This window comes from Allobosea sp. GW823-FHT02B03 (assembly GCF_058797755.1).
In genome coordinates this window covers 34,919-49,047 of sequence record NZ_JBXAJY010000001.1, presented here as the reverse complement: position 1 = coordinate 49,047, position 14,129 = coordinate 34,919, and the positions used below count along the sequence as shown (strand labels likewise).

The window sequence follows — 14,129 nt, the reverse complement described above, 5'->3', positions numbered from 1 at the left end:
TCACCGGCGCCCGCGCTCGATCGCGCTCGCCAGGCCGCTGCCGCGCATCTGCACGAACTCGGCCGAGACATGCGAAAGCTGGTGGCTATCGAAATGGGCGGACAGGGCATTGCGGAACCCCTGCATGTCCATGGTCCGGTTCAGTGAGCGCTTGATCAGCCGCAGCGCGAAGGGCGGCGCGGCAGCGACCCGCTCCGCCATGGACTGGACCTCGCTTTCGAGCTCGGCCCGGGCGACGACACGGTTGACCATGCCTGCCGACAGAGCCTCCTGAGCCGAGAGACGCGCACCGGTAAAGAGGAACTCCTTGGCCTTTCGCGTCCCCATCACCCAGGGATGAACCAGCACCTCGACGGCGGCCGCACCCATCGAGTGACAAACGGGATCGGCAAAGAAGGCATCATCGGCGGCAACGACGAGGTCGCAGAGATTGGCGACCATGAAGCCGCCGGCGATGCAGGCGCCCTGCACCTGCGCGATCGTCGGCTTCGGGCAATCCCAGATCCGCAGCGCATAATCGAAATAGCGCAGCTGCTCGTAGTCCCAGCGCTGCTCGACGGTGAAGCCCTGCCGCTTCGCCTGGGCCTCCTTGAGATCGTGCCCGGCCGAGAAGTGATCGCCCTGGCCGCCGATCACGATGACCCGAACCTCGGCATCGGCCGCCGCCGCGGCGAGGGCAGCATCCATCTCGTCCAGCAGGAGCTGGCTCTCAGCGTTCCGGGCACCTGGCCGCGCATGCAGGATGCGCGCAACCGCCCCCGACACGCTGTACTCGATCTCGCTGAATGCCATGTCGATATTCCATTATATGGATGATTATTGACAGGATTCGCAGCATATCGGTGGAATTATTTGGGTCAATAGGGAGTATGACAAAAACTAGATCCACTAAGTGGAATACGAATGTGAGCCATCCCGACGGACGGGAGCCAGCGTGCAGACCTCGCCCAGGCCGGCATATTTAGGCCCAGCGATCCGACAGAGGGGGCGCAGCCGCTCCGTCACCACCTTCCCGCCATCAAGCAGATCGTCGCGGACATGGAACCGACGCACACGCCCGACGATGAACTGCGCACCCTGATCACCGAAGGTGATGACCTGCTCGAAGCCGCACTCGAGCGCCGCCGGGACACACGCCAGGCGCGGCGTCGCAACATCGAGCGACGCCACCAGCTCCAGCCCGAGCAGCTCCGCCTCGCTGACATCGCGCGGATGCTCGGCAGCACTGAGATGAACCGGCCGGACCAGCGTCTCGTCGGCGATGTTGACAACGAAATCCCCCGCGGCCGCAATGTTCCGCGCCGTATCCTTCAACCCGTCGCCGCGGCGCATGACGCTGATTCCAATCAGCGGCGGCTCCGTCGAGAGATAAGTGAAGGCACTGAACGGAGCCAGATTCACCACACCCTCCGGCGACAGGCTCGTCACCCAGGCAATCGGACGAGGGACGATCAATCCGATCAGAAGCTTGTAGACCTCGTCGACCGACAGGCCCCCGGCGCTTGCATTCATGAAATTCCACCATATGAAATCTGATCTCAAATTTTATTCCATGCAGCATTGCAATTGACAATAACTAGCCATTATCGTTGCATCTATCTATCCACATTATGGCCATTTGAAACCCAGCATGACCGAAAATCAGCAGCTCACCGTCGCTGAAGTACTTGCCGCCGAGCTTCAGGCGGCCGGCGTAGAGCTCATCTTCGGCCAAGGCTCGCCCTCGGCCCTCACTTTGGCAGCCGAGCGGCGCGGCCTGCGACAGATCGGGTTCCGGACGGAGAATGCCGGAGCGGCGATGGCGGACGGTTTCGCCCGCGCTTCCGGCCGCCTCGGCTGCATCGCCACTCAGAACGGCGCCGCGGCGGCGCTGGTCGCAGCGGGCCTGACCGAGTCGTTCAAGGCCTCGGTGCCGGTGCTCGTCCTGGTCCAGGACGTCGAGCGCTCCCATGTCGACCGCAACGCCTTCCAGGAGTTCGACCACGCGGCGCTCTTCGCCTCCTGCACGAAATGGTTCCGCCGCCTCGACGATGGCGCGCGCGCCCTTGAAATGCTGCGCAAGGCGATCCTCATCGCGACCAGCGGCCGGCCGGGGCCGGTGGCGCTCGCCATCCCGGCCGACGTCCTGGCCGAGCGGGCGCCCCAACTGCGCGCGCCCCGTTCCGTGCCCGCCGCCTTCCCCGCGCTGCGCCAGCAGCCCGAGCCGGCAGCGATCGCCGAGGCCGCCCGCCTGCTCGCCACTGCGAGGATACCGATCATCGTCGCCGGCGGCGGGGTCCATAGCTCGGGCGCACGGGCCGAGCTTGCCGTCCTGCAACAGCGCTTCGCGCTCGGCGTCGCGACCACGATCATGGGCAAGGGGGCCGTGAGCGAAGCCGATCCACTCTCTCTCGGCGTGGTCGGCAGCGCGATGGGTCCCGGCAGCCCTTCCCGGGCGATGCGCTCGCTGATCCGCTCGGCGGATGTGGTGATGTTCGTCGGCAACCGGACCAACGACAATGGCACGGCTTCATGGAGCCTGTTTCCGAGCGGCGCGGCCTTCATCCATATCGACGTCGCGGTCGAGGAAACGACGCGGAACTATCCGGCGCTGCCGCTGGTCGGCGACGCCCGCACCACATTGCACGCGCTCAGCCTCGCCATGGCCGAGCTTGTCGATGCCGAAGGCGGCGCGGCGCGCCGCCGGCCCTTGCTCGCGGAGGCCATCGCACAGGCCCGCACAACCACGGCCGAGGAGGTCGCAGCCGTGACGAAGCAGTCCAGCGACCCGTTGCGCCCCGAGCACCTGATGCATGTCCTGCAGGACCGGGCGCCGGCGGAGACCGTCTTCGTCGCCGATGCCAGCTATTCCAGCCTCTGGGTCTCGCAATATCTGCAGGCTCGCGAGCCCGGGAGGCGCTTCCTGTTTCCGCGCGGGCTTGCCGGGATCGGCTGGGGCTACCCGCTGGCACTCGGCGCGCGCCTCGCCTTGCCTTCCACCCCCGTCGTCGCGGTGGTCGGCGATGGCGGCTTCTCGCATTGCTGGGCAGAGCTGGAATGCGCCGTCCGGCACGGCATCGACGTCAAGCTGATCGTCCTCAACAATGCGGTTCTCGGCTTCCAGCGCCATGCCGAGATGCTGCGCTTCGGCCAGGCGACCGACATCTGCGCGATCACCCGGATCGACCATGCGATGATCGCCCGCGCGGTGGGCTGCGCCAACGCCACCGTCGCCTCGGCAAGCGAGCTCGCAGCCGGGCTCGATGCGATGTTCGCGGCGAAGGGCCCCTTTCTGCTCGATGTCCATGTCGATCCGGACGCCTATCCGCCGATCGCCGGTTTCGTCAGGCTGCAGGCCTCCTGAATGCGCCGGACCGAGCGCACCACGCGGGCAGGCGAAAGCGGCGAGGCGGCGAGCTCCCCGTGCCGCAAGCCCGCCTCACCCGTCGGACGCTCTCGCGCCGTGCCTTCCGCCCATCTTCTCAATGCGCGGGCGGAAGGCTATGTGCTCGACAGGGGTCCGCTCTGACCTATGGTCCGATGAAGAGACCGAATTCGACTGTTCGAGGCCCGCGCCCTGCACTGGGCAGACGGGGAAGCGGAGACCTTCAGCACATGGCGCAGGATGGCGAGAGCACGGCGCGGGAGCCCGCCCAGGGCACCCAGGTCATCGACCGTGCCATTTTCCTGTTGCGCTCGATCGCCCAAAGCGGCGGGTCGGCGCGCCTCACCGATCTGGCGCGCGCCGCCGATCTTGCGACCCCGACCGCCCGGCGGATCCTGAAGCGGCTCGTCGACCATGGCATGGCCGGGCAGGACCCCGAGACGCAGCGCTATCATCTGGGCATGCTCGCCTATGAGCTCGGGCTTGCGGCGAGCCACCGGGTCGATGTCGCGGCGCGGCTGAAGCCGTTGATGCAACGGCTGGCCGAGCTCTCCGGGGACACCGCCTATCTGGTGATGCGACAGGATTTCGAGGTCGTCTGCATCGACCGGGTCGAGGGCAACTACCCGATCAAGACACTGACCCTGAAGGTCGGCGACCGCTATCCGCTCGGCATCACCGCGGGCAGCCTCGCTTTGCTCGGCGCGCTGCCGAAAGCCGAGGCCGACGCCATCGTCGAGGCCAACCGCACGGCCTATGCCGAGCGCGGCCATCTCACCGTCGAGCAGTTGCGCGACGATCTCGAGAAGACGCGCCAGCGCGGCTATGCGCTGCGCCGCGACGCGATCACCGATGGCAGCATCGGCATCGGCCTCGCGGTCCCCAACGGCTCGGCCCCGCCCTATGCCGCGGTCAGCCTCGCCATGGTGCTGGAGCGCATGACCGAGAGCCGGCGCGAACAGCTGCTAGCGATGATCCGCGGCGAGCTGGCCGCCCTCGCCGGGAGCGATCGAAACTAAGCCCGAGGCGAATGGCGAGCCGGCCGGGAGGACGCCGGGTCGACTGCCTCCACCGGCGTCGCACGCTTGCCGAGTTCCCGGCCAGACGGAGGTGCGGTTGTCGGATCGGGACTTTCAGCGTGCGCCGACGCCTTCCTGACCGCTGCGGCGAAGAAGCAGCCACAACGCAACCGGGCATCCCAGCACCGTCGCAAGCAGCCCCGCGGGAAGCGCCCAGGGATAGATGAGGTTGCGTCCCAGCCAATCGGCGGCGGTCAGCAGCAAGGCGCCCGTGGTCGCAGCAGCGATCATCGTCTGAACGGGCGTACGAAAGCCCGCCAGCACCACAAGCCGCGGGGCAAGCAGGCCGATGAAGCTCAGGGGGCCGACCAGCACGGTCGCGACACCGGTGGCCGCGGCGGCGAGGGTTAGAAGCCCGAGGCGGCCGCGTCCGGCGGGCAGCCCGAGCCCTGCAGCAGTCTCCGGTCCGAGCGGCAGGATGGCGAGCCAGCGCCGCGCCGCCAGCCCGAGCAGCAGCACAGCGGCGGCGCATCCTGCCGCCGTCAGCGCGAGGCTCGGGGTGAGCTGCGCCGTCGATCCCGTCATCCAGCTCAGCAGCGCCATCGCCCGCGCGCCGGCCATAGCGAGCAGCAAGGTCGCCAAGCCACCGAACAGGCTGCCGAGCGTCGCACCGGCGAGCAGGACGCGGTCGGCGCCGCCACGACCCAAGCGTCCGGACAGGGCGGTGCCGGCCAGGATCGCCAGGGCAGCAAGCGCGCCCGCCATTGCCGCCAGCAGCGCGGTGGCTCCGTCGGCGGATGGCGCGACGACGGCCAGCAGGGTCACGCCGAGCGCCGCCCCCTGGCTGACGCCGAGCAGTTCCGGGCTCGCCATCATGTTGCCCGTCGTGCGCTGGAGCAGAAGCCCCGCCACCGCGACAAGCACGCCGGCTGAGATCGCACCGAGCACGCGAGGCCAGCGCCAGCCCAGGAAAGGGCTGTCTGCCGACAACAACCATTGCCACCCCTGCTCGCCATGCCCTGCGAACAGAGCGACCGCGGCCATGGCTGCCAGCGCAGCCAACAGGCAGGCCAGAATGAGCGCCGGCCGTTGCGCTGGGGCCAACGGAAGCCCAGCCGCCGGCAAGGACCTCTCTCCCGACGCGCCGAGACGGCGCATCAACCAGAGCAGCAGGGGCAGGCTGAGGATGCTCGATGCCGCGCCAGTCGGGATGAAGCTGAGCCCCGGTACGGATTGCAGGATCTGATCCGTCGCGAAGAGCAGCCCCCCACCGATCAGCGGGCTCCAGACCAGGCGCTGCCGCAATCGCCGAGCCCCCGCCGCGCGGGCGAGATGAGGGGCGATCAGGCCGACGAAACCTATCACACCCACCGTCGCCGCCACGGCGCCCGCAAGTCCGGCAGCCAGCAGGAAGGTCAGGGTGCGGACCAGGCCGAGCCGCAGGCCCAGCCCCTGCGCGCCTTCGTCCGAGAGGCCGAGCAGCTCGAGCGGGCGGATCAGCAGGGCTGCGAGCAGGAAACCCGCCGCCAGCCGTGGCGCAAGGTAGAAGGCGACCTCCCAACCGGTCTGGTCGAGCGCGCCGGCCTGCCAGAGCAGGATGTCGGTCAGATAGTCGCGATGGAAGATCACGGCGAGCGCGGCCAAGCTCGCCCCGTAGAGGCCGATGATCAGGCCTGAAAGAACGATTGCGCCGGGTGAGACGCCGCCGCGCAGGGCGAGCGACAGGATCAGGAGCGCGACGAGCGCCGCCCCGGCGAAGGCCGGCACGCCCGGCCCCCAGGCGAGCGCGCCCGGCAGCCAGAGCGTCGCCGCGATCAAGGCGAGTTGCGCGCCGGCGCTGACGCCGAGCACGGTCGGCTCCGCCAGCGGATTGCGCAACACATGCTGGCAGAGCGCGCCGGCTAGCCCGAGCGCGGCACCCGCCAGCAGCGCGACCGCAGCGCGCGGCATGATGGCGAGCCCGAACACAGCCTGGTGGATATCGCTTTCGGCCGGCGCCCGCAGCGCCGGCCACCACAGCTCCACCGGCAAGGTGGCAGCGGCGCGCTGAAGCAGGAGACCGGCGCCCAGCGCCACTATGGCAAGCAGCAGCAGGCGCGGCCAGGCGGGATTTCGGATCGCCGTCCCCTCACCCACGAGCACTGCTCTCCAGCACCCGCACCGCCTGTTCGGCGAAATGGAGGGCAGAGCCGAGCCCGCCGAACGGGTAGAAGCCCGAGAGCAGGCCGACGCGCCCGCGCCTGACCGAAGGCAGGCTGCGCCACAGCGCATTGCCGGCAACGGTGCGCGCAAAGCCGCCGCTCGCAGTGGCAAGGTCGATGCAGAGGATCATCGCCTCCGGCTCGCGTGCCAGCGCATCGAGCCCGACCGTCACGGTGCCCACACCGGAGAAGGGTCCGGGATGTGCGTTGCGCAGCCCAAGGCGCTCCAGAACGCCGCCGATCAAGCCGGAGCCGCCATAGAGCGTGATGTTGCGGCCAGTGCGCGCGATCAGACCGACATAGGCAGGCAGCGGTCCGGCGGCGTCGACACGATGACGCAGGGCTGCGATGCGCTGTTCCGCCTCGGCCACGACCAGCCTGGCCTGAGCCTCCCGCTGCAGCACGCTGCCCAGGCGCCGCAAGGTGCCGGTCGCAAAATCCCACCCGCCTGTACCTTGCGGATACGCCGGCACGCGCTCGACCGGGGCGATCCGCGCCAGCTTGGCGCCATCGATGACCGACCAGGCATCGACCAGGACGAGGTCGGGGCGCAGGGCGAAGAGGCGCTCGAGATTCGGCTCCCAGAACGGCCCGAGATCCGGAACGGCCTCCGGCAAGCGCGGCGATACCATGCGCTCGCGATAATAGCCGGCGTCCGCGACGCCCACCGGCGTCACGCCGAGCGCCAACGCATTCTCCGCACCGAGCCAGGCGATCGAGGCCACGCGCTGTGGCGCTGCGGCCGATGCGCCGGGCGCGGCGAAGGCGGCCAGGGCTCCCGCCCCGGCTGCCAGCAGGCCGCGTCTCGTCAGCGCGTCAGAAATCGAACCGGACCCGGCCGATCACCGTGCGCCGCTGCCCCTCATAGCAGGCGGTCGCGCTTTCGCAGGTGGCGAAGTACTTCTTGTCGAACAGGTTGGTGGCGTTGACCGCGAAGGTCGCGTTTCGCCACTTGTAGCTGGCGCCGGCATCGACGACCGTCCAGGGATCGATCTTCACCGTGTTGAGCGCGTCGCCGTAGCTCTGGCCGACATAGCGCACGCCGGCACCGAGCCCGAGCCCATTCAGAACGCCCTGCTGGAAGGTGTAGTTCAGCCAGCCGGAGGCGGTATGCGCCGGCACCAGCATCGGGCGTTTGCCGCGCTGCGCGGCCGTGGCGCCAACCTCGACCTCAACATCGGCAAAGGTGTAGGAGCCTGTGAAATCCAGCCCCTCGGCCAGGCTGACCTTGGCCTCCAGCTCGACGCCCTTGGAGTTCGTCCGCCCGAGCGGCTCGGCACCGTTGGTGGTATAGACGGTGGCATTGGTCTTGGTGAGGTCGAAGAGCGCCGCGGTGAAGAGCGCGTTCCAGCCGGCGGGCTCGAATTTGAGGCCGACCTCGACCTGGCGGCTCTGCGAGGGCTCCATCGTCTGCCCCCTCGCGTCGAGGCCGAGCGTCGGCACGAAGGCCTCGGCATAGGAGACGTAGGGCGCAAGGCCGAAGCTCGTCAGGTAAGTCAGGCCGACACGTCCGGAGAACTGGCCGTCGACCCGCTCGTAGCTGCGACGCGTCAGGCTATCATCCGTCTTGACGTCGATGCGGTCGTAGCGGCCGCCCAGCGTCAGGATCCAGCGATCCCATTTGATCTGGTCCTGAGCGTAGATGCCGAACTGGGCAAGCTTCTGATTGTAGATCTGGAACGGCGCGCCAACCAGGCGGGGGTCCGGCATGGCGATGCCATAAACCGGTCTGATGGCGTTCAGCAGGGTCGATCCCCAGGGCGTCTGCCAGCCGCGGACATCGGCATCGACGAAGTTGTTGTCGAAGCCGAACAAGGCGGTGTGACTGACCGGGCCGGTCCCGAACTTCGCCTCGAGCTGGGTATCGGAGACGAAGGCGCTCATGCTCTCGTCGAAGGTGCGGTTGCGCCGGGCGATCGCCCCGGCCGCCGGCGCCCAATAGCCCTGCGTCGCGTTGAGGAAGGTCTCGGTATGGCCGTAGCGGGCGTTTTGGCGCAGCGTCCACGTCTCGTTGAAGCGGTGCTCGAACTCGTAACCGACGACCTGCTGGTCCTGCTTGAACTTGTCGAAGTTCGGATCCCCCACCGGGAGCCAGCGCCCGCCCGGCGCCCGCGAATAGAGGGCGCTGCCGCCGGAGCGGTCCTGCAGCACCTCGGCATAGACGGTGAGCTTGGTGTCCGCCGACGGCCGCCAGGTGAAGGACGGCGCCAGCAGCAGGCGGTCGTCGGCACGCTCGGTCCCGTTGGGGTACTTGAACTGCGTGTTCGAGTCGCGGGCGATGCCGATCACACGGTAGAGCAGCGTCCCGGCGGCATCGACCGGTCCTCCGATGTCGAAGGCTCCCTGCAAGCGGTCATAGCTGCCGCCTTGCAGCTCGACCTGATAATGCGCCTTGTCGCGCGGCCGCTTGCTGACCTTGTTGATGAGGCCGCCGGCATCGCTCTGGCCATAGAGCGACGAGGACGGGCCGCGCAGCACCTCGACACGCTCCAGCGCGTAGGGATCGGTGCGGAAGAAGCTGTAGCTGATCGAGGACTGGCGCAGGCCGTCGCGGAAATCGCTCGACGACTGCGCGTTGAAGCCGCGCATCAGCACCCAGTCATAGCCCTTCGGGTCCGGACCATAGGTCTCGATGACGACGCCGGGAACGTAGCGGAGCACTTCCGTCACGCTGGTCGCGCCCTGGCGCTCCATCTGCGTGCGCCCCACGACCGAGATCGACTGCGGGACCTCGAGGATCGGCGCATCGGTCTTGGTGCCGGTCGCGGTGCGGTGCGCGATGATCCCGTCCACCGGGCCGCGCGGGTCCTCGCCCTGAACCTCGATGGTGTCGAGCGCCATCGCGCCCTCAACTGCAACGCCACCGCCCCGCGCGGCCGAACCGCCGAGGATCGTCACCGTGTTGGCGTTGGTGAAGCTGTAGCTCAGCCCGGAGCCCGCGAGCAGCCGCGCGAGCGCCTGCTCCGTCGTCATCGAGCCCCGAACGGCCGGCGCCACCGTTCCGGAGGCGATCGCCGTGCGATAGGCGAGCTGCACGCCCGACTGGTCGGCCAACGCCCTCAGGGCGCGATTGAGCGGCTGGCTCGCAATATTGAAATCCTGGGCACGCGCGCTCTGCGCCTGCGCCGGCAGCGTGGCGAGCCCCACCGGCAAAAGACCGAGACCGAGTGCCGTGCCAAGCGTCAGGCCCCGCAACAACCGGCCACGCGCCTGCCGCGAAACATTCCCACCAGCGTCCCTGTCCGTCATCGGAAACCCCAAGCCGTGCAACGAAAGCGGCCCGAAGCGGGCCGCGTGGAAGGCCACCGGACAGCCCGGCTGCTGCTTCCTTCACTCGATTGACGGGTGGCGGGCGAAGTTGCCCAAAGAGCTGGAGCGCTTTTTTTTAAAGGTTGCGCGCGTCAGGCGATGATGATCGCCACGCCCGGAATTCGCCGCGCGGTCAACCCTTGCGTCTTGGCGAGCGCCTGGACCGCGGACAACGCTTCCCGTGTCGAGAAGATCGCGCTGACCGGCAGGTCGGATGCTACCGCCGGGCCAAGGACGATGCGTTCGGGCACATAGCGCCCGAGTTCGGCGACGGCTGAAGAGAACGGGCGCCCCTCGAAGATCACGCGCCCCGAACGCCAGGCCAGGACGGCGCCACTGTCAACCGCCATGGCCGGCCTCGGCGGCCGGCCGGCGGAATAGCTCGTCTGCTCGTCGTCCCGAAGTTCGACACCGCCGCCGTCGCGCAGAGACGCCGCGGTCGCCGCTGCAGGTGCCGAGACATGCGCGCGGCCGTTCGCGACCGTCACTGTCGCCACGCCGTCCACGGCATTGACCGAAAACTGGGCATCGAGCGCGTCGCTATTCCCGTCGAGCGAAGCAACGCGGAAGGGTACGGAAGCACCCGGCTTCACCTTGAAGACCGCCTCCCCGCCCAGCAACCGGACCAACCGCAGGTCGGGGCGGAAATCGACGGCGATGGCGCTGTCGGTGTTGAGCGTCGCGACGGAGCCGTCCGGCAGCGCTACCTCCTTCTGCTCGCCGACAGCTGTGGCAAAATCAGCCTGCCAGAGCCGTTCGAGCCGCGGCATGAGGATGACGCCTGCCGCTCCGGCGGCCAGCGCCCCGCCGACCACGAAACCCCGCCGGCTGACCGCCGGCCTTGCGCGCACCTCCGCCGCCGGCCGGGCGAGCGCCCCTTCGAGGACCTGCAACTCCTGCCAGAAGCGACGTTCCCGTTCGAAGGCCAGGCCGTGCTCCGGCGCGGCATCGCGCCAAGCCTTGAAGGCGCGCAGATCGGCCTCTCCGGCATCGCCCGACGCCAGTCGCACGATCCAGTCGCGCGCGTCGAGTGCGATCCGGCGGTCTCGGTCGGGGCGTTTGTCGGACTCGTCCATTCAGCCGGCACAGAAAAGCGGTGGCGTGTCGGACGCTCCCGCGCGGAGGCATCCTACCGTAACAGACGCGCGAAGGCGCCGTTTGCCTGAACAGATCGCGAAATTTCAGTCAATGAAATCGTCGCGCAGTTCCGCCAGACGCTCCAGCGCTCGCCGGACATGGTAGTAGACGGCGTTGTCGCTCATGCCGAGCAGTTCCGCGATCCGACGATGCGGAATGCGCTCGATACGGTTCATCAGAAAGATCTCCCGCGTTTTCTCCGGCAGCTCGTCGAGGGCCGCGCGGACCGCCTGCAGCCGCTCGCGCCCGATCAGCGCCCGCTCGGGAGAGACTGCATCGACACTCTCCCAAAGCAGGTCGGAAAGCTCCGCATCGAGTTCGCTGCGGCGCCGCTCCTTGCGCAGATGATCGGTCACGGTGTTGTTCGCGACCTGGATGATGAAGCCGGCGGGGTTGTCGATCGGCCCCTCGATCCGCGCAGCCTCGAGCTTGAACCAGGTATCCTGGATCAGATCCTCCGCCAGCGCCCGGCTGCCCGTGCGGGCCCGCGCAACGGCTTCGAGCCGCGGCCGCACCTGCACGAACGTGGCCAAGAGCTTTCGGAGAGTGAACCTGTCCATGCCGCGGCGTTTATCGATGGCCCGCCCGGGGCGAGCGTGCCGGCGACCTATGCCGTGAAGAAAAACACGCGCAATAACAATGTTTTATATCGATTCCAGACTGGGAAAGCACGCCCCGCCGGGAGCAAACGCAGACGCGTTGATTCCGTCAGGCTTTCCAGTGGGATGGGCCTGTGGGAAACGGGTCGGGAGCCTGTAGCGGCCGCATGCGCCGCCACCCCGCTTTGCCCCGGCATGTGGCAGGATGGCCACAATCCGTCGCGCGCGTCGCGGCGGCCTGCCTGCGCCCTTGCCTGTTCTCAGGCCGGAACCGCGATCGGACGCTGGGTCTGCGGATGGGCGACGACGCTCATCTCGACGCCGTAGATGCAGGCGAGCTGCGGCGCGGTCATCACGTCCTCGGGCGTTCCCCTGACGATCATCCTGCCGGAATGCAGCGCGACGATCTCGTCGCAGAACCGCGCCGCCATGTTGACGTCGTGCAGCACAACGACGACGCCAAGACCCCGCTCCGAGGACAGCCGGCGCACCAGCGAGAGCACCTCTATCTGGTGGGCAATGTCGAGCGCCGAAGTAGGCTCGTCGAGCAACAGGCACTCGGCATCCTGGGCGACCAGCATGGCTAGCCAGACGCGCTGGCGTTCGCCGCCCGAGAGGCTATCGACGAGCCGATCGGCGAAGGCTTCGACATCGGTGAGCGCCATCGCCTCGGCGACCTTCTCGCGGTCCTTGGCACCGAAGCGGCCGAGCGCGCCATGCCAGGGATAGCGGCCGAGGGCGACGAGCTCCTTGACCAGCAGACCCGAAGAAGGCGGCGTCTGCTGCGGCAGATAGGCGACCTTGCGGGCGAAGGCGCGACCGCCCCAGGCATCGAGCGCCTTGCCTTCGAAGCGGATCGAGCCGGACGAGACCGTCTGCTGGCGGGCGAGCAGCTTCAGCAGCGTCGACTTGCCCGAACCATTGTGACCGATCAGCCCGGTCACGCGCCGCGCCGGCAGAGACAAGGTCAGCGGCTCCAGAAGCACACGGCCGGGAACCCCGAAGCTTACCGAATCGAGCTCGAAGAGCTCGCCGTCATCGCCGGCAAGCAGGCCTGCTCCGGCCATGGAGAGAACCTTCGTCGCCAGGGTGCCGTCGCGGGACTGGGACGCGGAAGCCTTGTTCTCCATGATCGAACGTGCCCTCGGTATCGTCGGTTTTCGGCCGCTGCCGCCTCGCCCTACACCGCCGCCGCCCGTGACGAAAGTGGCCTCGTGCCGCTTTGGAAGCTCGCACCGTCGAAGGCCGCTCCCCTCCGCAGAGGGCGGCCGGCCCCAATTCCGCCCCTCGCGCGTCTCCTCGCATTGCCCTATCAGGGCCCCGTCGCGCCGCTTGTGGCGCCGATCGGTGGCCTCTTCCGAATCCGGTCGCCGAACCGCGAAGGACGTCGGAATGGCCGAAGCAGCCAGGCTGCATGCGCAGGCGCGCGTCGAACTCGCCGACGCGCCGGCGATGCTTCGACAGCTCTGCGATCACTTCACCGAACACGGCACCGTGACGCGGCAGGGCGATGGTGCTCGCCTCGAAGGCCCCTATGGCACGGTCGAGGTCGCGATCGAGGGCGGCGCGTTGCGCCTTTCCGCGGTGAGCCCGAACGAGACCTACCTCTTCGTCGTCAAATCCTCCCTGGCCGAACATCTGTTCGAATTCGCGAAGGGAGAGCCCTTCAGCCTGAAGTGGCAGGGCGACGCTCCCACCCCGGCGCAGATTCCCTATTTCCGCGAAGCGGTGGTCCGCCGCGCGCATGCGCTGACGCCGGCGATGCGGCGCGTAATCCTCGCCTGCGAGGATACAGCCCATTTCGAGAGCGGCGGCCTGCATGTCCGCATCCTGATTCCACCGGCGGGCCGCGAGCCGATCTGGCCGCGCGTCGGCGCCGACAGCCGCATCATCTGGCCGATGGCGCAGGACGAGCTGGTGCGCCGGGTCTATACGATCCGCTCGATCGATCATGCCCGTAAGGAGCTGGCCGTCGACGTCGTGCTGCACGAGGATTCGCCGGGTTCGGTCTGGGCGCGCAATGCGAGGCCCGGCGACCGCGTCGGCCTGCTGGGTCCGGGTGGAGGCGATGTCATCCCCGCCGACTGGTATCTGCTCTGCGGCGACGAGACCGCGCTGCCGGCAATCGCCCGCATCGCCGCCTCGCTGCCGACGACCGCTCGCGCCACGATCGTGATCGAGGTCGCCGATCGCGCCGAAGAGCAGGACATCCGCTCCGACGCCGCGATCGCGATCACCTGGCTGCATCGAGACGGCGCCCCGGCAGGCTCGACCGACCTGCTATCGAAGGCCGTGCGCGCGATCGGCAGGCCGGATGTCGGCAGCCTTTTCGTTTTCGCCGGCTGCGAACAGAGGGCTACGCGCGACATCCGCAAGCATCTGCGCAGCGAGTGGAAACTGGCGAAGGACCGCTGTCTCGTCGCTGCATATTGGCGCCATGGCCACACCGAGGTGCGCGATCACGGCGAGTAAGGCGCTCGGCACGAGAGTCTCGCCCCAA

The 14,129-nt window shown here is 68.4% G+C and carries 11 protein-coding genes; 3 read left to right on the top strand and 8 right to left on the bottom strand.

What is annotated here, in order from left to right; all coding sequences use genetic code 11:
- Together AC1REK_RS00215 and AC1REK_RS00210 are read right to left on the bottom strand one after the other, a co-directional pair.
- The gene (locus AC1REK_RS00215) at positions 1–792 is read right to left on the bottom strand and encodes an enoyl-CoA hydratase (RefSeq protein ID WP_492267623.1); all 792 of its coding nucleotides are present in this window, start codon (positions 790–792) and stop codon (positions 1–3) included.
- Between the two features lie 96 nt (positions 793–888).
- Positions 889–1,512: a flavin reductase family protein gene (locus AC1REK_RS00210; protein WP_492267624.1), complete on the bottom strand. Its 624-nt coding sequence runs from the start codon at positions 1,510–1,512 to the stop codon at positions 889–891.
- A gap of 118 nt (positions 1,513–1,630) precedes the next feature.
- Here AC1REK_RS00210 and AC1REK_RS00205 point away from each other — a divergent pair, with 118 nt between their 5' ends.
- The gene (locus tag AC1REK_RS00205; protein ID WP_492267625.1) at positions 1,631–3,343 is read left to right on the top strand and encodes an acetolactate synthase catalytic subunit; all 1,713 of its coding nucleotides are present in this window, start codon (positions 1,631–1,633) and stop codon (positions 3,341–3,343) included.
- A 251-nt stretch (positions 3,344–3,594) separates the two neighbouring features.
- Positions 3,595–4,383, top strand: a complete 789-nt coding sequence (locus tag AC1REK_RS00200) for an IclR family transcriptional regulator (RefSeq protein WP_492267626.1) — start codon at positions 3,595–3,597, stop codon at positions 4,381–4,383.
- A gap of 114 nt (positions 4,384–4,497) precedes the next feature.
- Here the strand turns inward: AC1REK_RS00200 and fhuB are convergent, their stop codons facing one another.
- The 6 genes from fhuB to AC1REK_RS00170 all read right to left on the bottom strand — a co-directional run bounded on the left by fhuB (position 4,498) and on the right by AC1REK_RS00170 (position 12,696).
- Positions 4,498–6,519: a Fe(3+)-hydroxamate ABC transporter permease FhuB gene (gene fhuB / locus AC1REK_RS00195; protein ID WP_492267627.1), complete on the bottom strand. Its 2,022-nt coding sequence runs from the start codon at positions 6,517–6,519 to the stop codon at positions 4,498–4,500.
- Positions 6,512–7,309 (bottom strand): ABC transporter substrate-binding protein, encoded by a 798-nt coding sequence (locus AC1REK_RS00190; protein WP_492267628.1) that lies wholly within the window; start codon positions 7,307–7,309, stop codon positions 6,512–6,514. The genes fhuB and AC1REK_RS00190 overlap by 8 nt, the downstream gene beginning before the upstream one ends.
- Before the next feature lie 91 nt (positions 7,310–7,400).
- Positions 7,401–9,833: a TonB-dependent siderophore receptor gene (locus AC1REK_RS00185; protein ID WP_492267629.1), complete on the bottom strand. Its 2,433-nt coding sequence runs from the start codon at positions 9,831–9,833 to the stop codon at positions 7,401–7,403.
- Positions 9,834–9,985: 152 nt separating this feature from the next.
- Positions 9,986–10,969 (bottom strand): FecR family protein, encoded by a 984-nt coding sequence (locus AC1REK_RS00180; protein ID WP_492267630.1) that lies wholly within the window; start codon positions 10,967–10,969, stop codon positions 9,986–9,988.
- A gap of 105 nt (positions 10,970–11,074) precedes the next feature.
- On the bottom strand, positions 11,075–11,563 hold the full coding sequence (locus tag AC1REK_RS00175) for an RNA polymerase sigma factor (protein ID WP_316016483.1): 489 nt from the start codon (positions 11,561–11,563) through the stop codon (positions 11,075–11,077).
- A 326-nt stretch (positions 11,564–11,889) separates the two neighbouring features.
- Positions 11,890–12,696, bottom strand: coding sequence for an ATP-binding cassette domain-containing protein (locus AC1REK_RS00170; RefSeq protein ID WP_492267678.1), 807 nt, complete (start codon positions 12,694–12,696; stop codon positions 11,890–11,892).
- Between the two features lie 325 nt (positions 12,697–13,021).
- On the opposite strand from AC1REK_RS00170, the gene AC1REK_RS00165 reads away from it, so the two are divergent.
- Positions 13,022–14,101 (top strand): DUF2218 domain-containing protein, encoded by a 1,080-nt coding sequence (locus AC1REK_RS00165; RefSeq protein ID WP_492267631.1) that lies wholly within the window; start codon positions 13,022–13,024, stop codon positions 14,099–14,101.
- The last annotated feature ends 28 nt before the right edge of the window (positions 14,102–14,129 follow it).